General features: G+C 46.6%; 24 protein-coding genes and 3 tRNA genes. 14 read left to right on the top strand and 13 right to left on the bottom strand.

All coding sequences use genetic code 11. The annotated features are described in order from the left end of the window. Window position 1: 1 nt before the first annotated feature. Window positions 2–679, bottom strand: a complete 678-nt coding sequence (locus MDMS009_RS07445; protein WP_008291094.1) for an ABC transporter ATP-binding protein — start codon at window positions 677–679, stop codon at window positions 2–4. A 27-nt stretch (window positions 680–706) separates the two neighbouring features. Between MDMS009_RS07445 and MDMS009_RS07440 the strand changes: the two genes are divergently transcribed. Continuing rightward, window positions 707–1,330 carry an arylesterase gene (locus MDMS009_RS07440; protein ID WP_008291039.1) on the top strand — a complete coding sequence of 208 codons (624 nt, stop codon included), beginning with the start codon at window positions 707–709 and terminating at the stop codon, window positions 1,328–1,330. Between the two features lie 526 nt (window positions 1,331–1,856). On the opposite strand, the gene MDMS009_RS07430 is transcribed toward MDMS009_RS07440, so the two are convergent. The 4 genes from MDMS009_RS07430 to MDMS009_RS07415 all read right to left on the bottom strand — a co-directional run bounded on the left by MDMS009_RS07430 (window position 1,857) and on the right by MDMS009_RS07415 (window position 5,048). After that, on the bottom strand, window positions 1,857–2,123 hold the full coding sequence (locus MDMS009_RS07430) for a hypothetical protein (protein WP_008290938.1): 267 nt from the start codon (window positions 2,121–2,123) through the stop codon (window positions 1,857–1,859). Window positions 2,124–2,272: 149 nt separating this feature from the next. After that, window positions 2,273–2,359 (bottom strand) — tRNA-Leu (locus MDMS009_RS07425). A gap of 43 nt (window positions 2,360–2,402) precedes the next feature. Continuing rightward, complete coding sequence (locus MDMS009_RS07420) at window positions 2,403–4,136, bottom strand: chloride channel protein (protein ID WP_008291028.1); 1,734 nt, start codon at window positions 4,134–4,136, stop codon at window positions 2,403–2,405. A gap of 240 nt (window positions 4,137–4,376) precedes the next feature. Further along, entirely contained in the window at window positions 4,377–5,048 is a 672-nt protein-coding gene (locus tag MDMS009_RS07415) for an LOG family protein (RefSeq protein WP_008291096.1), read from the bottom strand. Window positions 5,049–5,220: 172 nt separating this feature from the next. Here MDMS009_RS07415 and purD point away from each other — a divergent pair, with 172 nt between their 5' ends. From purD to hemF, 3 genes are all read left to right on the top strand, one after another. After that, the gene (gene purD / locus MDMS009_RS07410) at window positions 5,221–6,516 is read left to right on the top strand and encodes a phosphoribosylamine--glycine ligase (protein WP_008291097.1); all 1,296 of its coding nucleotides are present in this window, start codon (window positions 5,221–5,223) and stop codon (window positions 6,514–6,516) included. A 61-nt stretch (window positions 6,517–6,577) separates the two neighbouring features. Continuing rightward, window positions 6,578–7,132 (top strand): L-threonylcarbamoyladenylate synthase, encoded by a 555-nt coding sequence (locus tag MDMS009_RS07405; RefSeq protein ID WP_043888044.1) that lies wholly within the window; start codon window positions 6,578–6,580, stop codon window positions 7,130–7,132. Continuing rightward, window positions 7,129–8,037 (top strand): oxygen-dependent coproporphyrinogen oxidase, encoded by a 909-nt coding sequence (gene hemF / locus MDMS009_RS07400; RefSeq protein WP_008290999.1) that lies wholly within the window; start codon window positions 7,129–7,131, stop codon window positions 8,035–8,037. Before MDMS009_RS07405 ends, hemF begins: the two co-directional genes overlap by 4 nt. On the opposite strand, the gene prfA is transcribed toward hemF, so the two are convergent. Both prfA and hemA read right to left on the bottom strand, forming a co-directional pair. Further along, window positions 8,034–9,122, bottom strand: a complete 1,089-nt coding sequence (prfA, locus tag MDMS009_RS07395; RefSeq protein WP_008291042.1) for a peptide chain release factor 1 — start codon at window positions 9,120–9,122, stop codon at window positions 8,034–8,036. The genes hemF and prfA overlap by 4 nt on opposite strands. Further along, the gene (gene hemA, locus MDMS009_RS07390) at window positions 9,119–10,378 is read right to left on the bottom strand and encodes a glutamyl-tRNA reductase (protein WP_008291138.1); all 1,260 of its coding nucleotides are present in this window, start codon (window positions 10,376–10,378) and stop codon (window positions 9,119–9,121) included. Before hemA ends, prfA begins: the two co-directional genes overlap by 4 nt. Before the next feature lie 118 nt (window positions 10,379–10,496). Between hemA and MDMS009_RS07385 the strand changes: the two genes are divergently transcribed. The 10 genes from MDMS009_RS07385 to MDMS009_RS07340 all read left to right on the top strand — a co-directional run bounded on the left by MDMS009_RS07385 (window position 10,497) and on the right by MDMS009_RS07340 (window position 18,597). Then, window positions 10,497–12,287, top strand: a complete 1,791-nt coding sequence (locus tag MDMS009_RS07385; RefSeq protein WP_008291041.1) for a tetratricopeptide repeat protein — start codon at window positions 10,497–10,499, stop codon at window positions 12,285–12,287. Continuing rightward, on the top strand, window positions 12,284–12,883 hold the full coding sequence (lolB, locus tag MDMS009_RS07380; RefSeq protein ID WP_008290967.1) for a lipoprotein insertase outer membrane protein LolB: 600 nt from the start codon (window positions 12,284–12,286) through the stop codon (window positions 12,881–12,883). Before MDMS009_RS07385 ends, lolB begins: the two co-directional genes overlap by 4 nt. Next, the gene (gene ispE, locus MDMS009_RS07375; protein ID WP_043888043.1) at window positions 12,880–13,743 is read left to right on the top strand and encodes a 4-(cytidine 5'-diphospho)-2-C-methyl-D-erythritol kinase; all 864 of its coding nucleotides are present in this window, start codon (window positions 12,880–12,882) and stop codon (window positions 13,741–13,743) included. The genes lolB and ispE overlap by 4 nt, the downstream gene beginning before the upstream one ends. 16 nt (window positions 13,744–13,759) lie before the next feature. Then, window positions 13,760–13,834 (top strand) — tRNA-Gln (locus MDMS009_RS07370). A gap of 90 nt (window positions 13,835–13,924) precedes the next feature. Further along, window positions 13,925–14,860, top strand: coding sequence for a ribose-phosphate diphosphokinase (locus MDMS009_RS07365; RefSeq protein WP_008291166.1), 936 nt, complete (start codon window positions 13,925–13,927; stop codon window positions 14,858–14,860). Between the two features lie 108 nt (window positions 14,861–14,968). Then, window positions 14,969–15,658: a 50S ribosomal protein L25/general stress protein Ctc gene (locus MDMS009_RS07360; RefSeq protein WP_043888042.1), complete on the top strand. Its 690-nt coding sequence runs from the start codon at window positions 14,969–14,971 to the stop codon at window positions 15,656–15,658. Window positions 15,659–15,681: 23 nt separating this feature from the next. Next, complete coding sequence (gene pth / locus MDMS009_RS07355; protein WP_008290974.1) at window positions 15,682–16,254, top strand: aminoacyl-tRNA hydrolase; 573 nt, start codon at window positions 15,682–15,684, stop codon at window positions 16,252–16,254. A gap of 9 nt (window positions 16,255–16,263) precedes the next feature. Then, a complete protein-coding gene (gene ychF / locus MDMS009_RS07350; RefSeq protein WP_008291135.1) occupies window positions 16,264–17,355 on the top strand; it encodes a redox-regulated ATPase YchF in 1,092 nt (363 codons plus the stop codon). 70 nt (window positions 17,356–17,425) lie between these two features. Beyond that, entirely contained in the window at window positions 17,426–18,460 is a 1,035-nt protein-coding gene (locus MDMS009_RS07345) for a phospholipase A (RefSeq protein WP_008290893.1), read from the top strand. Between the two features lie 60 nt (window positions 18,461–18,520). Continuing rightward, window positions 18,521–18,597: transfer RNA gene (locus MDMS009_RS07340), tRNA-Met, on the top strand. A gap of 420 nt (window positions 18,598–19,017) precedes the next feature. Here MDMS009_RS07340 and MDMS009_RS07335 read toward each other — a convergent pair. The 6 genes from MDMS009_RS07335 to MDMS009_RS07310 are packed head-to-tail and all read right to left on the bottom strand — an operon-like array spanning window position 19,018 to window position 24,326. Next, window positions 19,018–19,989, bottom strand: a complete 972-nt coding sequence (locus MDMS009_RS07335) for a vWA domain-containing protein (RefSeq protein WP_008290980.1) — start codon at window positions 19,987–19,989, stop codon at window positions 19,018–19,020. Between the two features lie 12 nt (window positions 19,990–20,001). Next, window positions 20,002–20,571, bottom strand: coding sequence for a hypothetical protein (locus MDMS009_RS07330; RefSeq protein ID WP_008290977.1), 570 nt, complete (start codon window positions 20,569–20,571; stop codon window positions 20,002–20,004). Beyond that, window positions 20,568–21,548 carry a vWA domain-containing protein gene (locus MDMS009_RS07325; RefSeq protein WP_008290972.1) on the bottom strand — a complete coding sequence of 327 codons (981 nt, stop codon included), beginning with the start codon at window positions 21,546–21,548 and terminating at the stop codon, window positions 20,568–20,570. Before MDMS009_RS07325 ends, MDMS009_RS07330 begins: the two co-directional genes overlap by 4 nt. Further along, window positions 21,545–22,480, bottom strand: coding sequence for a hypothetical protein (locus tag MDMS009_RS07320; protein WP_008291114.1), 936 nt, complete (start codon window positions 22,478–22,480; stop codon window positions 21,545–21,547). Before MDMS009_RS07320 ends, MDMS009_RS07325 begins: the two co-directional genes overlap by 4 nt. A gap of 8 nt (window positions 22,481–22,488) precedes the next feature. Further along, window positions 22,489–23,295, bottom strand: a complete 807-nt coding sequence (locus tag MDMS009_RS07315; protein ID WP_154646993.1) for a DUF58 domain-containing protein — start codon at window positions 23,293–23,295, stop codon at window positions 22,489–22,491. Continuing rightward, window positions 23,292–24,326: an AAA family ATPase gene (locus MDMS009_RS07310; protein ID WP_043888041.1), complete on the bottom strand. Its 1,035-nt coding sequence runs from the start codon at window positions 24,324–24,326 to the stop codon at window positions 23,292–23,294. Before MDMS009_RS07310 ends, MDMS009_RS07315 begins: the two co-directional genes overlap by 4 nt. Window positions 24,327–24,366 lie beyond the last annotated feature (40 nt).

Raw genomic sequence — 24,366 nt, 5'->3', positions numbered from 1 at the left:
ATTAGTTTTCCACCAGTTGACCGGCAGACATAACAAGTTGACGGTCACATTTTTGGGCTAGTTCATTGTCATGCGTGACCATCACCAGCGTTGTTCCGTGAGTGTGGTTGAGATCAAATAACTGGTCGATAATGATTTTACCGTTGCCTTCGTCAAGGTTACCGGTCGGCTCGTCAGCAAACAGGATTTTAGGACTGGAGGCAAACGCCCGGGCAATCGCAACGCGCTGCTGCTCACCACCGGATAACTGGTTGGGGTAATGCGTTAATCGCTCAGACAGACCCACTTTGCTCAATAAGGCTTCGGCTTTCTGGCGGGCATCTTTATCCCCTTTTAACTCGGCTGGCAGCATCACGTTCTCGACCGCTTGCAGGCTGGGTAGCAGATGGAAAGATTGGAAAATAAAGCCGACATATTGGCCGCGGAGTATGGCCCGTTGCTCTTCATCCATCTCGGAAAAGGCATGGTCGTAAAGGTAAATGTCGCCAGCGGTGTTAATATCAAGACCGGCCAACAAACCGAGTAATGTAGACTTGCCAGAGCCGGAAGCGCCGATGATGGCGACCGACTCGCCTTCCTTGATTTCCATATTGATTTTTTTCAGAATCGTTAAGTCGCCGGTGTTGGCAGTGACGGTATGAGTCAAATTTTTTACTTTTATTGCTGTCTTAACTGCCATCTGGGTTCACTTTTGAATAAGGTTATTATGTTTTTTAAACGACACGTCTGGTTTGTATTGCTTGCCACACTGCTATTGAGCAAGCTGGCATCTGCCTCGACCTTGCTGGTCATGGGGGACAGTCTCAGTGCTGCCCACAACATGCGACCAGAAGTAGGCTGGGTAAGTTTACTGCAAAACCAACTTTCTGAGACGCACCCCGCGATAAAAGTCGTTAATGCCAGTGTTAGCGGCGAAACCACACAAGGTGGTCTTGCCCGCTTTGACAAGCTTTTATCAGAACATCAACCCCGTTGGGTAATTCTTGAACTGGGTGCGAATGATGCGTTGCGAGGTTATCCGCTGACTCAGACTAGTCAGAACTTGGAAACCATGATTGAACAAGCACATCAATCCAATGCCCAAGTTTTACTCATTGGTAACCAAATTCCTCAAAACTTCGGCAAACGTTATACCGAGATGTTTTTTAATCTGTATAAAAACATCGCAGCCGACTACCAGTTAGCCTATGTACCTTTTATGTTACAAGGCGTTGCACTCAATAAAGAACTGATGCAGGCAGATGGGCTGCACCCTAATAAAGCGGGCCAGCCGATCGTATTAGAAACTATTTTCCCTCATTTACAGCCATTACTCAGTGATTCTGAATAAAAGGATCGAGAGGCCTTATTGATGACACCAAAAACGCCACAACACGCTGTTGTATTGATGCTTTGAATGCTTCATGGTTAAGTTCTGATAACCCATACCGCCTTTTGATAAAGATTCATCTGCACTACCTGTCCTGCTGCGGCCTCAAATACCAAACCTGATTCTTCATCTCGACCCCTGCAAATAAATTTCATCCCCTTCAACGCTGATAAATAAGCTCGCTTGAGTCTGTGCGGGTTTAATCGCATTTAAGGTGACCGTTTTATGAATTAATAGCCGCATTACGCTCCCAAGTCTTTAAGCGATGTCGAGGTTTATCACCTTACCGCTTATATCTTGTATTTGAATAAGTTGATAAATAAGGAGCAGGTGATTAATAAAGAGACGCTTCCAACGATTGAAATGCCTAATAAAATTCGGGCGATTAATATCTGGAATGTTGAGAAAGTAGATTAGCAAAAAAAGCAACGACAAATAGCTGTCTTTTGGGTTACCACCGAATTGAGCGGAGAGTTCCGGGCAATCTCTATGCATTATCTATAAAAATATCATCCAGCCACATCATCCTGATGTATTCTTTAAGGTCGTAGTTCTCATATCCATCACCTCCTGCTTTTATATCTAATGCCATCTTTTCTAAAAGTCGATACTGTTCTTCTAGCTGGCTTTCACCCGGTTCTTCAGGATATTTTCCATCCCAGGCATCATCCCAACTTTGAGCTTCCAAGTTTTCTAAACTTGAAATGCGATAAGCCGCTTCTCTCAATTTTATTTTTTCTTCGGGAGTGAGCACGATCGGCGCCTAAGACGGAGGGAAAATCGGAATATAGTCTTGGCGGACATGAAATGTAAATACATTTCATTCAATCAGGCTTTTGTTGGTGAGGACACAGCAACAAAAAAGCCCCAACACACTGAATGTATTGGGGCTTTCGTATTTGTTGGTGCCCAGGGCCGGAATCGAACCGGCACGACCGCAAAGTCGAGGGATTTTAAGTCCCTTGTGTCTACCAATTTCACCACCTGGGCAACACAAGCGGGGCATTATAACTGAGATTTTCCGATTGGTCAGCTATTGATGTTTCGCCGTGACGGCATAAGGCAGTTGATAGTGTGATTCAATGGTTTCTCGCGTCAAAATTCCATAGGTTCTTTCAATCATTGGCGCGGTCATGCGGGTTACGTATAAAGCCTCTACATGGTGGCTTTCCAGCGATTGGACGGCTTCGTGCAAGCTGGTGTGTAATGAGATTTTATGGACATTACGGCGGTTAGCCGGAATTTGCATCAAATCCATTTCTTCTTGTTCTTCTGTACTGACTGCGCGCGCTAAATCCCCGGCGGGCATCAGGGCGACCGGCTCTCTATCTTCTTTGATTAATACCCAGTCAGGGTTCGAGTCTAAAGCGTGTACCGCTGCCTGCGTGCTGACATGGCGCGACATAATGATGAAGTTACGTTGCATGGCATTGGCGACACTAATTCTGCGCAAGGTTTGAGTGACGGGGTCATTACGAAAGTCTAGGCCTCGGGTTCGCAGGAGTTTGAGAAAGAGTGCGTCTTGTTTGAAGTAGTCATGGTTAACCAGACTGGAGAATACGATAGCGAGCATTCCGGGCAGAATAATATTGGGGTTGCCGGTGAGTTCAAGCATTGCCATCAGTGCGGCTAAAGGCGCTTTTAAGGTCGCCCCCATCATCGCGCACATGCCGATAACAGCATAAAAGGTCATTGATGAGGATAAATCTGGAAAGAAAAAGGCGCCAATGACACCCAGTGCGGCTCCTGCACTGGCGCCAACGACGAGTGTTGGGCCGATTAAACCACCCGGAATGCCAAGCCCAACACAGGCGGTCGATAAAAAGAGTTTTAAGAGCATCAAAATCAGCAGTGCACTGAGTGCAATTTGATTCATCGAAATGCCGCTGATGGCGTTATAGCTCATGCCCATAACATCGGGCATAAACAAACCCGCTAAGCCAACCAGTACGCCTGCAAAGGTTGTACGAAGCCAGAAAGGGCGTTGTTTGAATAGTTGTGAAAAAAAGTCGAGGCTGCGAATAAATAAAGTGGCAAGGCCACCAATAACAACACCCATCAGAACGATATATGGAATTTCCCACAGTGACTGCATATCCGCTGAGAGATTGGCGAAAACGGCTGTTTCACCAAACGTTACTCGGCTTATCACCGTGCCGGTGACTGACGCGAGGATGATGGGAAGAAAACTGGCGATGTGATATTCCATCATGATCACTTCCATCGCAAAAATAACGCCGGCGATAGGAGTGTTAAATGAAGCGGCAATGGCTGCAGCACTGCCACAAGCCACTAAAATGCGGACGCTGTTATTAGGAAGGTCGAGAAAACTGGCGAGTTGGCTACCACTGGCTGCGCCGAGGTGGACACTAGGGCCTTCACGACCCACAGAGTGGCCGGTCATCAACGCAATACTGGCACCAATAAATTGTCGAACCGCATTCTGCCATGGCAAACGGCCTTCATGTGAGGTGAGACGTTCGATGACATGGACTACTCCGGTGTTACGTTGTTCTGGTTTGAGACCGGTAAGTAACAAACCAATCAGTAAGCCACCCAGAATAGGAAGACCAACGATCCAGTGCCAAGGCAGGTTTTCAAAGTCTTCGACAACGCCGCTGGGAAAAAGCAGGATTTGGCCATAATCAATAAATAGCCGAAAGGCGATAATGATCAGGCTAGCTAGCAGGCCTGTGAGAATAGCCAGACCGTATAGTTTTGCTGCTGAGTCACCAAAAATAAAATACTGTCTGATTTTCTCCAGCATGCTAGCTATATGACCTTGGAAAAACGCTCCCGGGCAGACTGGCTGTATTTATCAAATGCTATACAGATAGTTTGGAGCAGCAAACGCCCGGCGGGCAAAAACTCAATATAAACCTAGTTATACTGCAACAAGCCATCTTGGGCAAACTGTTCTAAGAAGGGGGAAATAACGTGGAAATAGTTGGCTAAACCCGGCCATCAATGTAAGGCTTTTGCTTCATCTCGATTTAATTGATTTGGTTCAAGTCTTTGAACGCTGATCATCAACCGTCGATTGCGACACGCTGTCTACATGATGTTGAATTAATGGTAAAACGTCTTCAGGACGATCAACAATACGAAATAAAAACATATCGCCTGCATCAATGCAGCCCAGGCTGGTGACTTCTTGCTTGAGCCATTCCATCATTCCCTGCCAGAACTTTGAGCCATAGAGGATGACCGGAAACTGACGAATTTTCTGCGTTTGTATTAAGGTCAGGGCTTCAAAAAACTCATTCAACGTGCCAAAACCGCCGGGAAACACGATAAAACCCGTTGAGTATTTAACGAACATCAGCTTGCGCACAAAAAAGTAGCGAAAACTTAAGTGCAAGTCCTGATTGGGATTAGCGACTTGTTCGTGAGGAAGCTCAATATTAAGGCCAACGGAGACGGAGCCTTGTTTGAATGCACCTTCATTCGCAGCGCCCATAATGCCTTGACCACCACCGGTTATGACGGCAAAGCCTGCTTGTGAAAGTGACCGAGCAACTTCTTTAGCTGCTGTGTAGTAGGGAGAGTCAGCCATCAACCGGGCACTACCGAAAATGGAAACAGCAGGCCCCAATTCATTGAGGGTTTCAATGCCATCAATGAGTTCACCCTGAATACGAAATACGCGCCAGGCTTCCGATGTTTTCAGATCTTCCATGTGATGACACAGCCTTTTCTGATTGCTTTAGTCCAAGATAAATAAAACCTCAATGCTTTGCAATTGCCTGATCAAAGACGATTTTAACTTCGCAGCTCAGCTCAGATGTTGTTTAGAAATTAGGTCATCTACGGTATGATAATCGGCTTTTTAGCATACTCGGCGAAATATTATGAAAGTACTTGTTATCGGTGGCGGTGGGCGCGAACATGCGCTGGCCTGGAAGCTCGCTCAATCACCCAAAAGCACAGCGGTTTTTGTTGCGCCCGGTAACCCCGGCACAGAAAATGAAACCGGTATCAGCAACGTCAATATCCAAGTGGAAGATATTGAAGGGCTGGTGAGCTTTGCTAAAGATAATGACATTGCGCTAACGGTAGTCGGCCCTGAAGTGCCATTAGTGATGGGTGTGGTTGATGCCTTTGAAGCTGCGGGTTTACGATGCTTTGGGCCGAGTCAGGCGGCTGCCGAACTGGAAGCTTCAAAAAGTTTTACCAAGGACTTTTTAGCACGTCATAAAATTCCAACTGCTGATTATCAAGTCTTTACCGAGGTTGCACCGGCCACTGCTTACATCAAACAGCAGGGTGCGCCGATTGTGGTGAAAGCCGATGGTCTGGCTGCAGGCAAAGGCGTTATTGTTGCGGAAACCGAGCAACAGGCGATTGCCGCAGTCGAAGATATGTTGTCGGGCAATGCCTTTGGTGAGGCGGGTAGCCGCGTCGTTATCGAAGAGTTTATGGTCGGTGAAGAAGCTAGCTTTATCGTGATGGTCGATGGTGAAAATATTTTGCCATTGGCAACATCACAGGATCATAAAGCGCGTGATAACGGTGATAAAGGCCCAAATACTGGCGGAATGGGCGCTTACTCGCCAGCACCCGTTGTGACGGACAGCGTCTATCAACGGATCATGCAACAAGTGATTGAGCCAACAGTGAAAGGCATGGCCGCAGATGGTCGCCCTTACACAGGGTTTTTATATGCCGGCGTGATGATTGATGACACCGGTGCGCCTAAGGTTGTGGAATATAATTGTCGTTTCGGTGATCCGGAAACTCAGCCTATTTTGATGCGTTTGCAGTCAGACTTGGTCGAACTGTGTGAAGCGGCATTAGATAAACGTTTGAATGAAGTGGATGCTAACTGGGATTCACGAGCGGCAATTGGTGTTGTCATGGCAGCCGGTGGCTATCCGGAAAGCTACCGTAAAGGTGATGTTATCAGTGGTATCGAAAATGCTGAGTCCAACGGCAATAAAGTTTTCCATGCCGGCACAGCATCACAAGATGGCAATGTAGTCACAGCTGGCGGACGCGTTTTATGTGTCACAGCATTGGGACACACAGTTGCCGAAGCACAGGCAAGTGCTTACCAGTCGTTAGCAAAAATTAGCTGGAACGATGCCTATTTCCGAACTGATATTGCCTATCGTGCGGTGGCTCGTGAGCAAGCTGTAAAAAATTAGTCTGTACTAACCGAGATAAGCGGACCAATAGCGATAACTGATTTTTTCTGTGGGGAATGACATGGCTGCATTGAACTGGCGTTTAAGACAAGCGGTTAAAACGCTCAATCTGGGCGGTACGATTGCCTACCCCACAGAGGCCGTGTACGGCGTTGGCTGTGATCCTTGGGATGAGGAGGCAGTGTTGACGTTGCTGGAAATCAAGCAACGTCCATGGACGAAAGGGCTGATCTTAATTGCCGCTGATTTTAATCAATTACAAGACTTTATCGAGCCCGTTTCAGCGGCAATGTTAGAACAGCTACAGCAAACCTGGCCGGGCCCCGTGACCTGGCTATTGCCAGCACGATCAGATGTGCCTGGTTATCTGACGGGTATGCACGATACCATTGCCGTTCGCGTGACAGCGCACCCTTTAACTCGACAGCTTTGTGAAGCGTTTGGTGGCGCGATTGTGTCAACCAGCGCCAATATCACCGGACTCAAACCCGCTATGAATGTTCATCAGGTACGCTGGCAGTTGCCTGCCATAGACTATGTTCTTCCCGGTGCTTTGGGTGGAGCAGATAAGCCTAGTCAGATCCGTGATGGTCAAACCGGAGAAACATTGCGATGAGTCAGCCTGATATTGATGCAGTACGTGAATATTTACTTACGCTACAAGATACTATTTGCAATGCACTTGAAGCTATAGATGGTGATGCTAAATTTGAGCTTGATGAGTGGCAACGAGCAGAAGGTGGTGGCGGACGCACACGTGTTTTAACCAATGGCGCAGTGTTTGAGCAAGGCGGTGTCAACTTTTCAGAAGTAAGTGGCGACAATATGCCACCATCGGCAACAGCCAGCCGTCCCGAACTTGCCGGACGCAGCTTCAAAGCCATGGGCGTGTCATTAGTCATTCACCCGAACAATCCATACATACCGACATCGCATGCCAATGTACGATTTTTCATCGCTGAAAAAGAGGGTGAAGAACCGATTTGGTGGTTTGGTGGCGGCTATGATCTCACCCCTTATTACGGTAATGAAGACGATGTGATTCATTGGCATAGTGAAGCGAAAAAAGCCTGTGAACCCTTTGGGGAAGCAGTCTACCCACGATTTAAGCAATGGTGTGATGACTACTTTTACCTGAAACATCGAGATGAATGCCGCGGTGTCGGTGGTTTGTTTTTTGATGATCTCAATGAATGGGGGTTTGAGCGCTGTTTTGCTTTTCTGCAATCAGTTGGTAACAGCTATATCAAGGCCTATACGCCTATCGTCAAAAAACGCATGAATGAAGTGTATGGCGAACAAGAGCGTGATTTTCAACTGTATCGCCGCGGACGCTATGTTGAATTTAATCTGGTCTATGACCGCGGTACTTTGTTTGGACTACAGTCGGGTGGTCGCACCGAATCCATTCTGATGTCGTTGCCGCCGCTGGTGACATGGCGCTATAACTGGCAACCCGAGCCAGGGTCAGCGGAAGCCCGTTTATATACAGACTTCCTTCCGCCTAAACAGTGGGTTTAACTCTCGCCAGATAACAGCGCTAATTGATCTGCCTGATACTCGTTAATCAGCGGTTCAATCACTTGATCCAAATCACCTTCAACAATCTCATTTAATTTATATAAGGTGAGGTTGATGCGATGATCGGTGATACGGCCTTGCGGGTAGTTATAAGTGCGAATACGCTCACTACGATCACCACTGCCGACTAACGACTTACGGGTTTCGGCCTGTTCTGCTTCTTGCTTTTGAACTTGCTCTGCCATAATCCGCGACTGTAATACCGACATCGCTTTAGCACGGTTTTTATGCTGAGAACGCTCTTCCTGACATTCCACCACAATACCTGTCGGCAGGTGAGTAATACGAATAGCGGAATCAGTTTTATTAACGTGCTGACCACCGGCACCAGAGGCGCGGAAAGTGTCGACCCGAATATCGGCAGGATTGATATCCACGGCATCAATTTCATCAACTTCGGGCAATATAGCGACCGTGCAAGCCGAAGTGTGGATACGGCCCTGTGACTCGGTTTCAGGCACACGTTGTACACGATGCGCACCAGACTCAAACTTGAGCCTTGAATACGCGCCTTCGCCAACAATGCGGCAGATCATTTCTTTATAGCCACCATGCTCGCCTTCCTGTGCATTGATGACTTCTACTTTCCAGCGTCTGACTTCAGCATATTTGCTATACATTCTGAACAGATCACCGGAGAAAATAGCCGCTTCATCGCCACCCGTTCCTGCACGTATTTCGAGGAAAATATTGCGTTGATCGTTGGGATCTTTCGGCAGTAATAGCTTTTGCAGGCTCAGCTCAAGTTCTTCTTGTGTTTGTTCCGCCTGATTGAGTTCTTCACGTGCCATTTCACGCATCTCGGCATCGTCTTCTTCCAGCATCAGGTTGGCATCTTCAATAGCTGATAATGTGTGGCGATATGCGGTGAAATTGCTTACAACGGGTTCTAATTGTGCATATTCTTGCGATAATGTGCGAAATTTGTTCTGGTCAGCCATGGTGTCTGGATCAGCCAGTAAGCCGGCGATTTCTTCATGACGATCGACGAGGGATTCCAGTTTATTTTTGATCGACTCTTTCACTTTTGATCCTTGATATTAAAAAGACGGCGGGCTGAGTCCAGCAATTGGCCATCTTCATCAAAGCCGGACTGGCGTAATTGCCGGCTGGGTTCGTGCAATAATTTATTGGTTAGACTGCGGGCCAATTCCGCCATTGCCTGCTCTGGCGCCATGCCTTGTTCCAGCTGTCTCATCGCTTTCACAAGTGAGTCTTTACTCATCTCCTCTGCGTTGTCACGTATTGCTCTGATAACAGGGACAGCATCCTGAGTACGTAGCCAAGCCATAAAATGATCAACTTGGGAGTCAATAATTTCTTCAGCTTGAAGTGCTGCATCACGGCGAGATTGTAAATTTTCTTCGATGATTTCTTTTAAATCATCCACACAGTACAGATAGATGTCTTCCAGTTGCCCCACTTCAGCTTCAATATCTCGGGGTACTGCAATATCCACCATAAAAATGGGTTTGCGTTTGCGTTGTTTTAAAGCACGCTCGACAGCACCCTTACCCAATATAGGTAGCTGGCTGGCGGTAGAACTAATCACAATATCTGCTTCAGCAAGGTGTGCTGGAAGTTCGCTCAGGCTGATGGCATAACCATCTACCTGCATGGCGAGATTATGTGCTCTTTCAATAGTGCGATTGGCAATGATTAAACGCTTGATACCATTATCAAATAAATGACGGGCAGCGAGCTCGATCGTATCACCGGCACCTATTAGTAAGGCTGTTGAATCGCCGAGGTTGCTGAAAATTTGTTTTGCCAAGCTGACCGCTGCAAAAGCGACTGAAACGGGACTGTTACCAATCGCGGTATCGGTGCGAACTTGTTTGGCGACTGCAAAAGCATGTTGAAACAGGCGCCCCAATGATTTACCTAAGGTAACGGCATTGAGTGATTGGCTGTAGGCATCTTTGAGTTGTCCCAAAATTTGGGGTTCACCCAACACCATGGAATCCAGCCCACAGGCAACGCGTAGCAAGTGCCGTATCGCGTCATCGGATTGATAGTGATAAAGATAGGGCGCGATAACGTCAACTTGTTGTTGGTGGAACTGATGCAACCAAGCCAAGATCTGGTTGTCAGAATCATCGTCTAGACAGCAATATATCTCGGTGCGATTACAGGTCGATAAAATCACGACTTCAAGCACGGACTCTTGCTGATGCAGGGCAGACAATGCTACCGGTAGTTGATTAACATCAAACGCAAACAGCTCGCGAATATGGACGGGAGCCGTATTATGATTGATGCCGTAGGTGACAAGATGCATATTGAGATAAAGTCGTATTTAAATGCTGTTAAACTCTACAGCCGTAATTGCAAGCGTCTGGTGTTAGATAAAATTAATACGCCATACTATCAAAATCAAACGTTCAGGTCGTTTTAATATGGATTCAATGCAATCATTCTGGAAGAATGCCAGTGAGTTCCTAAAGCGTGTTGGCTTATTAGGCATGCCGCTTTTGTTATTAGCGTGCGCCTCATCACCAGCACAGCAGATAGCCACTTCTGGTAACCAATCAGCCGAAACAGAAGTCGAAAAACCCGCTGAGGCGGAGTCTGAAAAAGATGCCGAAGTGGAAGTAACTCTGCCATTTACGCCTGAACTAATGTATTACATTTTGACTGCTGAAGTTGCTGGTCAACGCGGCGAAATCGGTGCTGCTGTGGATTTATACCACCGTGCAGCGGACATGGTTGAGTCACCCAAGTTAGCAAGTCGAAGTGCTCAAGTAGCTAGTTTGTCCCGCGATAAGCAGCGCATTAGCCGCGCATTAGATCGCTGGGTTGAAGTCTCCCCTAACGAAGCCGATGTTTACATCATGCAAACGCCGTTTTTGATGTGGGAAGAAGATTTTGATGGTGTTGTCGAAGCTGTTAATAAAGCATTGAGCTTAGAGCCTGACAAAAAAACTGAATACTTGGCACGTGTTTCTGAAAGCTTGACCGAAGCTGCGACTCAGGAACAGGCGTTAGGTATCTTAGAGAGACTGGACCTATATCAGCAGGGTGATCCGGCAGCGCAATTTGCTCATGCTCGACTGAGCGCTTTTTATAAGCAGTTTGATGCGGCGCTTGCTGAGATATCGCCACTAGTCGAAGCTGAGCCTCGTAATGAGGATTACCTCATTTTGAAAGCGGATATTTTGCAACGCATGGGGCGCGCGGAAGAGGGCGTGAAGCTGATTGCCAGAGCCGCTAAGCGAAAGAATGCCTCGGATGAATTGCGTTTCACTTATGGCAAATTACTCGGCGATCAAGGTGAGTCAGAAAAAGCGCGAGCAGTGTTTGAGGCCTTGCATGCCGAAAAACCAACTAATCGTGATGTGCTGTTTGCTTTGGGTTTGTTAGCACTTGAAGACAAAGATGGCCAAGAGGCGAAATCGTTTTTCAGCCAGTTACTCAAACAGGGTGATCCGACGCAGCAGGCTACCTATTTTATGGGGCTGTCCGAGCAGATGAATGGCAACCTGGATGCTGCTTTAGTTTGGTTTGCTTCGGTACCTGTTCACAGTAACCGCTTCGACAATGCCCAAAATAATTACATTAATATTTTGCTGGAACGTGGTGAGCTTGATAAAGCGCGAGCTCATTTGGCTGCGATGCGCCAAGACCTACCGGAGCAGGCTTTGCAGTATTACCTGTTTGAAGCCAGCATTCTACGTGAAGCGGATCAGAGTCAGGACGCATTTGATTTATTGACCGATGCGATGGGTCAGTACCCACAAAGTGAAGAGCTACGCTACAGCAGAGCGATGATTGCAGAATCCATCAATAAACTCGATGTGCTGGAAAAAGATCTACGCTGGATCCTGGAAAAAGATCCTAACAATGCACAAGCACTCAATGCGTTGGGATACACACTGACTGATCGTACTGATCGTCATCAGGAAGCATTGGTGATGATTCAAAAAGCGCTGGAGATAAAGCCTGGCGACCCGTTTTATCTAGATAGTCTGGGGTGGGCGTATTACCGTCTGGGTGAACTGGATAAAGCTGAAAAATACCTCCGGGAAGCCCTTCAAGTGCAACCGGACGTGGAGTTTATTGCCCACCTTGGTGAAGTGTTGTGGGAAAAAGGTAAGCAAACCGAAGCGATGAAAATGTGGCAGCAGGGATTGCAGCAGGATGCTGATAATCGTTTGTTATTAGACACCATGCGCAGGTATGGCAAATGAGAAAACTGTTGCTACTCAGCCTGATTGTTTTGACATCAGGTTGTACGCCATTTTGGCAACAAAAACCCACACAGAGTGCTGATATCTTATGGCAGCAGCGGCTAGTTCAGCAGGAAGAGTTAACCCACTGGGCCTTCAAAGGTCGCACGGCGATTACGCAAGGCCAAGAAGGCTGGAATGCTGGTATCAAGTGGGAAGAACAGCACGAGCAGTTTCATATCAAACTTTTCGGCCCATTTTCACAAGGTGGTGTTGCCTTAGATGGTGATCAACAAGAGGTGACGTTGACACTGGATGATGGCGAAACGATGACGGCTGCAACGCCGGAACAATTACTGGCAGAAGCCATGGGATGGTTGTTGCCTGTTAGTGCGCTACGGGACTGGGTACGTGGTGTGCCTTATTCACAAGCGGCGATTGAGAATAAACAGCTTGATGAACAAGGTCGCCTGACTTTACTTAAACAGGCCGGTTGGACAATTGAGTTTTTGCGCTATATGCCATTTGAAACCTATTCGATGCCGTCGAAAGTGTTTATGAAACACCCTGATTTGAGTGTGCGCTTAGTCGTGACGGACTGGAGCCGACCCAAGTGACAACGTGGCCCGCACCGGCCAAGCTGAACTTGTTTTTGCATATCACCGGTCGTCGAAGTGATGGCTATCATGAGCTGCAAACGGCGTTTCAGTTTTTGGATTATGGTGACGACCTTGAGTTTGAAATCACTCAAACAGCAGCGATCAGTCTGCGCGAATCAATGCCCGATGTGAATGATGATGAGAATCTGATTGTTCGGGCTGCCAAGCTGTTACAGCGGCACACGGGAAGTCAAAAGGGTGCCGTTATTGGGATTACTAAACGGTTACCGATGGGCGGCGGTTTAGGTGGCGGGAGCTCCAATGCCGCCACAACGTTAGTGGCGTTAAATCAGCTTTGGGAATGCGGTCTGAAACGAGCCGAATTAGCGCAGCTCGGATTGCAACTAGGCGCAGACGTGCCTATTTTCATCAGCGGACAGGCTGCTTGGGCAGAGGGCGTTGGTGAGCAATTTACCCCGATATCGCCCACAGAACCTTGGTTTGTCGTGATTAAGCCAGATTGCCACGTATCAACAGCTGAAATATTTTCATCAGCGGAATTGACACGGGACTGCGAACCTATCACAATATCGCGCTTCCTTTCGGGGGAAGGCAGAAACGTCTGTGAAGATGTAGTAAGAATGCACTATCCAGCAGTTGCGCAAGCACTGAATTGGCTGGCTCAATATGCTAAGCCGAGGATGACTGGAACCGGTGCGTGCGTGTTCGCTGAGTTTGATGATCAGCAGCAAGCACAAGACGTAGTGGATAACTTGCCTTCCGACTGGCAGGGGTTTGTGGCCAAAGGTACTAACCGGTCGCCACTCACTGCACACGCTTTGGTTTTTAATCAGCCAAATGTGACAGCAAGATGTTAGAATGAGTTTTTACAGTTGGGGTATCGCCAAGTGGTAAGGCAACGGGTTTTGATCCCGTCATTCCCAGGTTCGAATCCTGGTACCCCAGCCACTCTTTTGTTTTTTTGATAGAAAACTCGGCGCCTCTACCGTGACACAAAACCGACTCCTCCAGTTACAGCAAAGAACAGCCGATAGCCGCATGATGGTATTCACTGGTAATGCCAATCGCAGGCTGGCTCAGAATATTGCTAATTTCCTCAATATTTCCCTTGGCAAAGCGACTGTTGAACAGTTCAGCGATGGCGAAGTGATGGTTGAAATTCTCGATAACGTCCGTGGTAAGGACGTGTTTATCGTGCAACCAACTTGCATGCCGACCAATGATAATTTGATGGAATTAATGGTGATGACCGACGCAATTCGTCGTGCATCGGCCAAACGTATTACCTTGGTTGTGCCGTATTTCGGCTATTCACGCCAAGATCGTCGTCCACGCTCAGCACGGGTAGCTATTACTGCTAAGGTTGTTGCCAACATGCTAACCGGTGTTGGCGCTGACCGCGTGTTGACCGTTGATCTGCATGCGGATCAAATCCAGGGCTTTTTTGATTGCCCTGTTGATAATGTGTATGCCTCACCGGTGCTTTTGGGTGATATCTGGAAGCATAAATACCAAGACTTGGTTGTGGTGTCGCCTGATGTGGGTGGTGTGGTTCGTGCCCGAGCTCTGGCAAAACATCTCGATGTCGAACTGGCGATTATTGATAAGCGCCGTCCACGTGCAAATGAAGCCAAGGTGATGAATATCATCGGTGACGTTAATGACCGTGTCTGCGTGTTGATTGACGATATGGTCGATACTGCCGGTACTTTATGTGCAGCAGCGGCTGCATTGAAAGAGCATGGTGCGAAAAAAGTCGTGGCTTATTCGACGCATCCGGTTTTATCGGGGCCTGCGATCGATAACATTACTAAGTCAGTGTTAGATGAAGTTGTGGTGACTGATACGATTCCGCTTCAACCACATGCTGATGCGTGTGACAAAATTCGCGTGCTTAGCATTGCCGAAATGTTAGCCGAAGCGATGTATAGAATTAGTAACGAGGAGTCTGTTAGCTCCTTGTATATGGATTAGCCAGAAATTTACTGGCTTTGACGTGCCGAACCTGGTCGCGGGGGAGGCTTGAGCCGCCTATGGGCGGTATTTTTGATGGGCGAAAGTCCATGCTTTTTGGAGAAAAAGATGGAAAATTTATTTGAAGTACAAGCTGAAGCGCGTACTGATGAGGGGAAAGGTGCGAGCCGCCGCCTTCGTCATGCGGGCAAAATTCCAGCTGTTGTTTATGGTGCAGATAAAGACCCTGTATCTATCTCAATCAATCACAACCAGTTCCTGCGTCATTTGGATGAAGAAGCATTTTATGCACACATTCTGACTTTGGATATTGCTGGTAAGAAAGATCAGGTAGTACTGAAAGATCTGCAACGTCATCCTGCGAATGACAACAAAATCATTCATGCTGACTTTTTACGTGTTGATGCAAAACATGAAATGACCATGACTGTTCCTGTTCACTTTATCGGTGAAGATGTTGCGCCGGGCGTGAAAGATGGTGGTCAGGTATCACACATGATTACTGAAGTTGAAATTGCCTGTTTGCCACAAGATCTGCCTGAATACATTGAAGCAGATATTTCTGGTATGGAAATGGACGGCAGTCTTCACCTGACAGAGCTGGTTCTGCCTAAAGGTGTCAGCCTGACAGCATTGACTCATCACCAAGAAGAAGAGCTGGAAGAAGGCGAACGTTCTGCTTATGACCAAGCTGTTGCGAGCATTCATATGCCTCGCGTACAGGAAGTTGAAGAAGACGAAGACGTTGATTCTGCTGCAGATGAAGCAGAAGGTGGCGAAGAAGCAACTGAAGAGTAATTCAGTCGAGTTTGGGGTGTTAAATGGCTAGCTGGATAATCGCTGGACTGGGCAACCCAGGCTCACAATATGAAGGAACCCGACACAATGTCGGGTTCTGGCTACTGGACCAACTGGCACGGGAATTGGGAGCGAACTTTACGGTTCAAAACCGATACCACGGTCAGTTGGTTCAGTGCTCTTTAGACGAGCATAAAGTCTATCTCCTAAAGCCTTTGACGTTTATGAACCGCAGCGGTCAGTCTGTGGCGGCATTGGCTAACTTTTACAAAATTCCCCTGCAAAACATTTTAGTCGTGCACGATGAACTTGATCTCGAGCCTGGTGTGGTGAGATTGAAGCGAGATGGTGGTCATGGCGGGCATAATGGACTTCGAGACATTATTGCGCAGACAGGGGGTAAGAATTTTTTACGTTGTCGTTTGGGCATTGGTCATCCGGGGCACAGCAAATTAGTGTCTGACTATGTGCTGAGCAAACCTTCACCTACTGATCGTCAGCAGGTCGAGACCGCTATAGACAACGTATTACAGATATTGCCAGACGTTTTGTCCGATAAACTGGATAAAGCGATGAACTGGCTACATTCACAATAGGATATTTTCATGGGATTCAAGTGCGGTATTGTCGGTTTGCCTAATGTGGGTAAATCCACCTTGTTTAACGCGTTGACCGAAGCGGGTATTGATGCACAGAACTACCCGTTTTGTACCATTGAACCTAATGTAGGCATTGTGCCGGTTCCGGATCCGCGTATGGATAAATTGGCTGCGATTGTCAGCCCGGAACGGGTGATGCCGACCACGATGGAATTTGTGGATATTGCGGGACTGGTTGAAGGCGCCTCAAAGGGCGAAGGTCTTGGTAACAAGTTCTTGGCTAATATTCGCGAAACCGATGCGATAGCCCATGTTGTTCGCTGTTTTGAAGATGAAAATGTGGTGCATGTGGCAGGTAAAGTCTCGCCACTAGACGATATTGAAGTGATTAATACTGAATTAGCGTTAGCTGATTTGGAAAGCGTTGAAAAAGCCATTACTAAAACGACTCGTGATGCGAAAAGTGGTGATAAAACGGCAAAAGCACGCCTAGAGTTGCTTACTAAAATGCGGGAACACCTTGATAGTGGTCAGCCTGTTCGAGCGATGGGCTTAGATGTTGATCAAACGGCTTTGATTCGTGATTTGCATTTACTGACAACCAAACCAACGATGTACATCGCTAACGTGTCTGAAGACGGTTTTGAGAACAATGCTGCGTTAGACGCTGTTAAAAAATTGGCCGAACAAGAAGGTGCGATTGTGGTGCCAATTTGTGCTGCGATTGAATCTGAAATTGCTGATTTAGAAGATGACGAAAAAGCCGACTTTTTAGCAGAACTGGGTCAAGAAGAACCGGGGCTGAATCGTGTCATACGCAGTGGTTACCAGTTACTTGGTTTGCATACTTACTTCACAGCTGGGGTTAAAGAAGTCCGTGCCTGGACAGTGAAGCTAGAGGCAACAGCACCAGAAGGCGCTGGCGTGATTCACACCGACTTCCAGAAAGGCTTTATCCGTGCCGAAGTCGTTAGTTACGATGACTACGTGCAGTTCAATGGTGAGCAGGGGGCAAAAGACGCCGGTAAATGGCGCCTGGAAGGTAAAGAGTACATCATTAAAGATGGTGATGTGATGCACTTCCGCTTCAATGTGTAAGCAATCTGTTATAACCATACTGCTAAGTTAATAAACATTTCCTCTGTAGGAATAAGCTATGAAGTGCATCATGCCGTCGTTGTTATTAGCAGCGTTCTGGTGGCCTTACGCTGCCCAGTCTGAAGATAACTTTAACCAATGTCTGCTGACACAAATGGCAACAGCAGACGATACTGTCACGATAGGTCAGCTAAGACAGTACTGTGATCCCTCAGAGCAAGCATCGAAGGCCGACTTAGAAGAAAACACTGACACTAAGCCTGTAGACATTCAGGTGACAGAACAGGGCGTGACCACCGCAGATAAGTCGGCCCTCTCCCGTCGACAGTTTCTTGAGAAAAAAGAAGCACGGAATCCCTTTGTGCTGTTGCCACACAAACCAAACTACATCATATTGAGCAACAATATGTCCTCACCTAATGAGGCTCCGTTTGAGCGTGATGATCCGAATGAAGACTTTCGCTTTCAGCCGTGGGAAACGAAATTTCAAATTAGTTTAAAAACGCCGATTGTCTATGGCTTATTCAACAACCGTGCGGATTTATTTGTCGCCTACACCAATCGCTCCTTTTGGCAGCAGTTTAATAAAGAAGGCTCAGCCCCATTTCGTGAATCTAATCACGAACCAGAAGCATGGTTAGCGTTTAAAAACGATTTTGAATTGTTTGGTATCAAAAACTCATTGATCCGCACAGGTATTTCACATCAATCTAATGGTCAAGCGGGTCAGTTATCACGCAGCTGGAACCGTGTATATGCTGATTTCACCTTGGAGCATAACAACTGGTATTACTCATTTAAACCATGGTTGAGAGTCGCTGAGTCTCTGGATAATGATGATAATCCGGATATCGATGATTACATGGGTAACTTTGAGCTCAGTGCTATATATAAAGCAGGGGATCATAGTCTGGATGTGATGGTGAGAAACAACCTTGATTTTGGTGAAAACTATGGCGCTATCCAGATGGGCTGGAGTTTTCCGTTATCGAACAATATCCGTGGCTATGTGCAATGGTTTAATGGTTATGGTGAGAGCCTGATCGATTACAACGCCCACAGTAATAGTATTGGTTTTGGTATTCAGTTCAGCGACTGGTTATAAAAACATTTTAAGTCTTGATATTTTGCCAGCGTTATCGTAATATGGCGCGCTTCTATAGATGGCTATGTAGCTCAGTTGGTTAGAGCACATCACTCATAATGATGGGGTCCCTAGTTCGAATCTAGGCATAGCCACCACTCTTCTCTCCACCCTTTTGCGGGTCATCCTATTTCAGCTTCAATCAATGTCACATTGACGCTTACTTAATCAATAGTGACTTGACTAGAATCGCCTCATATATGTTACGGTTTATTCAAGTTTTTATGTGGCACATCCAGCTCCTATTTTTTACCCTAATCACATGCCTTTGGCTGAAGTAGAAATTGTAGCGTTACAAGCACACCTAGATGACAATAGAATGAGTTGACGAATGTTAAATTAACTCACGTCAGGCATGTGTATCAGGAACGGTCACACCTCGTTATTATTATCGAGACCTGAGTATAAGTATCAGATAGATATAAATAAGCCCAGTAAGCTGGGTATGGAGGCCCCTACATACTTCGTAATATACCGCTTGTTATATCCGTCACCTTATTGAATAGATAAACTAGCCTTTATTTGACGCTAAATTCTGGCCATTTGTGTCGAAATGGGTGATAACAATAGACTAATAGTAATAAAGCAAGACTCGCAAACAACGGGTTTATCGCCGTAGGTTGTACCTTGCGCTGTGCGAAGTCGGGCTGTTGAAGTGCCTCAGTGAGCGAAGCAGAGATATCAAGATGCTGGTAATGCATTTTGGCTTGTTCAGCAAGCTGTTTCAGGTAGTCTTCTCGAATACTGGATAAGTGCTCGGTTCCGACTACTTTCTCAGTCCCCCAGGGGCCATTTCGAGGGATATAACCTTCGATTTTGGTGGGATCCGAGGGCAGGCCAAAGCGTGTCGCATGTGGGACATCTTCAGCTTGGTAGAAACCAATCTGAGTGCCATCTTCATCGTATTTAGGAATCTTACTTAAATTAGATTGCCCTACGCCAACAATCAGTCCCGCCCGCCAACTATCGGCTTGATCTTGTAACAGTTCCAGATAGCTGTAATCCGGTGCATAGCGTGGGTTAATGGGAGGCGCTTCATGACCATCGCTAAAAAACACAAGCTTACTTTGAGCCAGTAGGTCGTAGCTCATTAATTCCAGCGTGTTGTATAAGCCTTGAGTAATATTACTGTCAGCAACCCATGCCATACGCCAGTCCAGCTGATTGATGCTGGCTTCAATAATGGCGTAGTCCTTACAGACCTCAATCGGCGAAAAAAGTAACGCCGGCATCCTTTCAGTAAATACGCCAAGACCGATGCGAGAACCGCATGGGAGTGAGCGAGCTGAAGTCAGCATGGCCTGTTTAGCTTTATCTAAACGACTAATCGAACCACCATCGCTATCCGTATAATCTTGTACATTCATGCTTCGGGTGATATCCAGCATATAGACGAAATCATAGGTTTTTACCGGAAATGGAATTAACGGTAACAGCAAGCTGATAAGAAGCAGAATGGCAGCAGAAATAAGGCAGGTGAGTCGAGTCATGGTGATGTCAGCTTAGGGTAATCCAAGTGGGAAGCCCGGCATCGCAGACCACAGTTCTTCTGAGCTTTCTTCAGCATCATTGCCTTCTTGCAGTTCGCCTAAGGGTAAGTCACGAGAAAGACGTTGTGCAGCCTCATAATTGTATTTTGCCGGCCAGAAAGAGGGTTCAACTTTCAATGCCGACTTGTACAAATCTTTGGCCACATCGGCCAGTGCCGTGGCTCTATCGATACCCATTTGTTCAGCCAATTTAATCGCCTGCTCAAGGTATAAATTTCCCATGTTGAAATAAATGTACTTCAGCTGTTGGGGCTCACTGACACGTTCGGCTTTGCCATAGGCATCGACGGCAGCTTCAAACATATTGTGTTGTTGTAGGTGGTAGGCATAGGCAAATTGGGTATTGGGTAAGCCAAGATCAATTTCACCCTCTTCAATATAGAGGCCTGCTTGCAACATGTTTAAAGTGTGGTTGACCTTTTTGCCCTCAAACCAGAGCTGTGCTGTTTGTAGCAGCCAAATACTGAGTATGATGATGAGGGATAAGAACAGCCACTTCAGCTTAGAACGACGCAAGATCATGCTTTTTTCTCCAGACTTTTAACCGCGACGAGCAATAAAGTGCAAAGCAGTGCAATAAAATAGAAAACAGGCGCAAGCGGCTGACGCGGGATCTTTTCCTGATAAACCAACGGTAAACTCTCTAATTCATCGAGTTCATGAATTGCTGCTTGCAACGACTCTGGGGTGTCCACCTCATAAGCGTGATAGGGAACAGATAAGCTGTTAAAAAATTTATGCAGATAACGTTCTGGCATGACGCGGGGGTTATCATCCCGGTTTGATTCCGGTTCAGAATAAATGCCTTGTCCGTTTTCAGTACGCAGAAAAAACCAGTACAGGCTGACACGATAGCGTTCAAACCATTCCCGTAAGGTTTTCTGGGCACGGTGATCTAAGGTCGCAGCACCATCTGAGACTAAAACGATCACTCTGGATCCGGTATGTGGCTGCGCCTTAAAATACGACAGTCCCATTCCCAGGCCTTTTGCAACATTGGTAAATGCAAGGCCGGGGGTTTCCATGCTGTTGATGGCGGCTTGAATTGCTGTTTTGTGTTCTGTCAGAGGGCTTATATAAAAGGGCTGGGTGCTAAAGCCAGCGACACCAAATAAATCATGGGGACGGTTAGTGACAAAATTGGAGAGGATGCGACGAGCCGCTTTGGCTTTAGATTGCTCATCTTCGTCCGGCGTTTCACCGCCAAAAGTTTCATTCATACTGGCACTACGATCCAATACAAACACGATGTGTGCACCGCTTCCGGTTCGGGTAACGGTTTGTTCTAGTAGATGAATTCCGGCGAGACCAAGAATGATACTGCCGATAGCCATAGCAGCAAACAAGTGTATCAGTCGGTTTAACCATATAGTGACAGTATCAGCCGTAATCAACGCAATCGTCGGTGTAGCCTGACGTTCGAATAAGCTACTAAAGTAGGGTAGTAGGCAAAGCGGTAACAGGAGTAACAGCCACGGCTGGGAAAAAGCCAGATTCATGATTTCAACGATACCTTGTCGGCATCAGCAAGCTGGTGACATAAACGGATACAGTCTTTTATATAGCTCGGCTCGGGAGTTGCGGCAAAGAAAAAGCTGGCCTCTGATTGTGTAAAAAAGTTACGTAAAGGTTTGTCTAGCGTTTGGAAAGCGGGATGTGTGTTCAAAAAGGTATCTAAACGGCTGAAGAAAATGGTTTGGCCAGCGCGTTGGTTAATGGCTTGATGCAGCGCTTGTAAACAAGCCTGATAGTGTTCAGTTTGCTTAAGATCCTGTTTGCTCAGGGCTTTGATTTGACGTTTTGCCTGTAAGAAAGGTGAGCGGTTGAGACGTGGTAACCAGCCCGATAAGGCAACGTAAAACAACAAACAAAGTAACAGTAATGAGCATAGGATAATCAGCCTGGTTTCAATCGGTTTTAGTTTTAACCGATGTGGTTGAATGCTCGGCTTCATAAAATGATCTACACCATCACTATTGCCCACCCCACTGGGTGTGATCTCTTTTATCGGTGACATGGTAAATGTCCACTCATCCAAGGTCAGCGAGACACGTTGTTCCTGGCTTGTGAGGAAATCTAAGGTGATGGCGGGAATGGTCAGTGCTCTTACATCAAGTGGTGCGTAAAAACTCTGGTAGACAAGACTTAAGCGATAGATGGTTCGGTTTTGCTTCTCGGTGGATTTCAATTCAACGGAGTGCAAGTCAAGCCAATAATTTAACTCCCCTTCTATTGGTAATGATGCGGTGGTAAGTGTGTATTCACTATCAGTGCTAATAATGTAATGATGGTGAATCAGCTCTCCGACCATCAAACCGTAATCGCGACCACGGTCTTGTTGCAGTATCTTAATAGCAGTACTTTCCGCTGCAAAAGCGGGCTGCCAAAACAGACTAGTAAGTAGTAAAAAAAGGTAAGCCGAAATCTTCACGAGGTCTCCTATTGCATCGCAAAGTAGCGACTCATATCACGTGGATCGTAGTGATCGGTTAACCAAAAAGGGCGCTGGTTAAAGCGTCTGAACTGCTGGTTAAGATAGTGTTTACGCTGTTGGTAGCGTTGCTCTATAGCATTTTTCTGACGACGACTAACGAAGACTAAGCGTGATTTACCGGTTTCAAGATCGGTGACTTCGACAAAGCGCCAAAGAGGGTAATCTGCATATTCTGCGTTGGACCATACGACGACAGGCACCACCAGGTGAGAGGAGAGCAAGGTCATCATTGCTTCCAGTTGTTTCTCAGGCCAGTGAAAGTCTGAAATGATGAAGACGAGAGAGGGGCGTGGCAAATTGACCTGTGGAAGCTTGATATAAGATTCAGCGCGGTTTTGTTCGGGTCTGATGTCAGAAAAAGCCTGTTGCAGAGTACTGGCACTATCAATAGTGCTGAGTGATTGTGTCATCAGATAACCATAAAAGTGATCTGAAGCGGCTTCAACGGACTGATGAATACTGTCAAACAACTGTTGGATGTGCTTTATCTTGTCGGCATAAAGCATGGATGAGGAGCCATCGACAAAGATCTGAACATCCAACTTACTCCGCTGACGGAAAGTCTTTACATGTAAGCCTTCAAACGGATCTGTGAGGCTGGCGTTCAGATCAAGACGCGAGGTGTCCGGTTCATCAAGAAATGAGGATTTTTTATAAAAGTCGGAGCCAGTCCCTCGCTGTTTACTTTTATGCATACCCAGCATAAGCCCTCTAAGCAGCGTTGTGGCTTTGTAGTCGAACACCAGGCTCATGGCGACTGAATAGTGTTTAATACCGAATCTAGTAAACTATCAATAATAGCGTCGCGGTCATAATCATAGACGGGATTAAGAAAAATTCTATGCTTGGCTATTTGCTTAATAATAGTGTGAAAGTCTTCAGGGATAACTGCTTCACGCTCATTTAGCCATGCATTTACGCGTGCGCCTCTAGCCAGATAACTCATACCACGAGGCCCCATTCCGCCTTTGATGAGCGTGTTTGAGTCAACATCGGATAAGCTGATGCCATAGTTGGCAGGTTCACGGATCGCGCGACAAAGATGGTAACCATAGTTTTTAATAGTTGGGCTGGCTTGGACTGTATCTTGTATCGATGCTGCAATATGATTGAGTTGTTGAAACGGGACAATGGCTTTATCTGCAGAATCAACCAGCTTGTCAGCATCATGAAAGCGAGGGTTAAACATTAAGTCTTTCAATTGGTTTTCTGCTTGCGGCTGTTCAACATGGAGTTCCATCATGAAACGATCTCTCGCGGCAGCTGGAAGCTCAAACGTTTCGTCCTTTTCAATACGATTTCGATCAGCAAATACCTGTAGATGTGGGAAAACATGGGTTTGATTAAACGCATGAACACTGCGTTCAGCCATGATTCTCAATAACAGTGAATGCACTTGAGGGCGAGCACGGTTAATCTCATTGAAAAAGAAGATAGAAAGCTCATCGCCATGTTTGAGAACAGGGCCAGAACTGACGCCGGGTTTACCATTTTCAGCAATATAGGTGTAATAGACCAAATCATGGGGCATCAAGTCGATTGTGCCTTCAATTCGCTCAAAGTTTCCGCCTAGTGTTTCGGCGACGGTTTTCAGTAGTGTGGTTTTACCAACCCCGACATCACCTTCGAGTAGGATATGCCCTCGAGACAACGTCGCGATGGTGATCAGTCTTACGATTTGTTCTTGTCCGAGAATGGTGCTGTTGATGCTGTTTTCCATATGACTGATTAGCGAATGCCAGTCAGATATGGAGATGTCAGATTGTGGAGAAGCGTTAGTCATAAACACGAGTCTTCTTGATAAATGAAAACCGGCCCCCAAG

It is taken from the genome of Methylophaga thiooxydans DMS010 (genome assembly GCF_000156355.1).
GTDB lineage: Bacteria > Pseudomonadota > Gammaproteobacteria > Nitrosococcales > Methylophagaceae > Methylophaga > Methylophaga thiooxydans.
The sequence above is the reverse complement of the archived record's forward strand: the minus strand, read 5'-3'. Positions and strand labels throughout refer to the sequence as shown.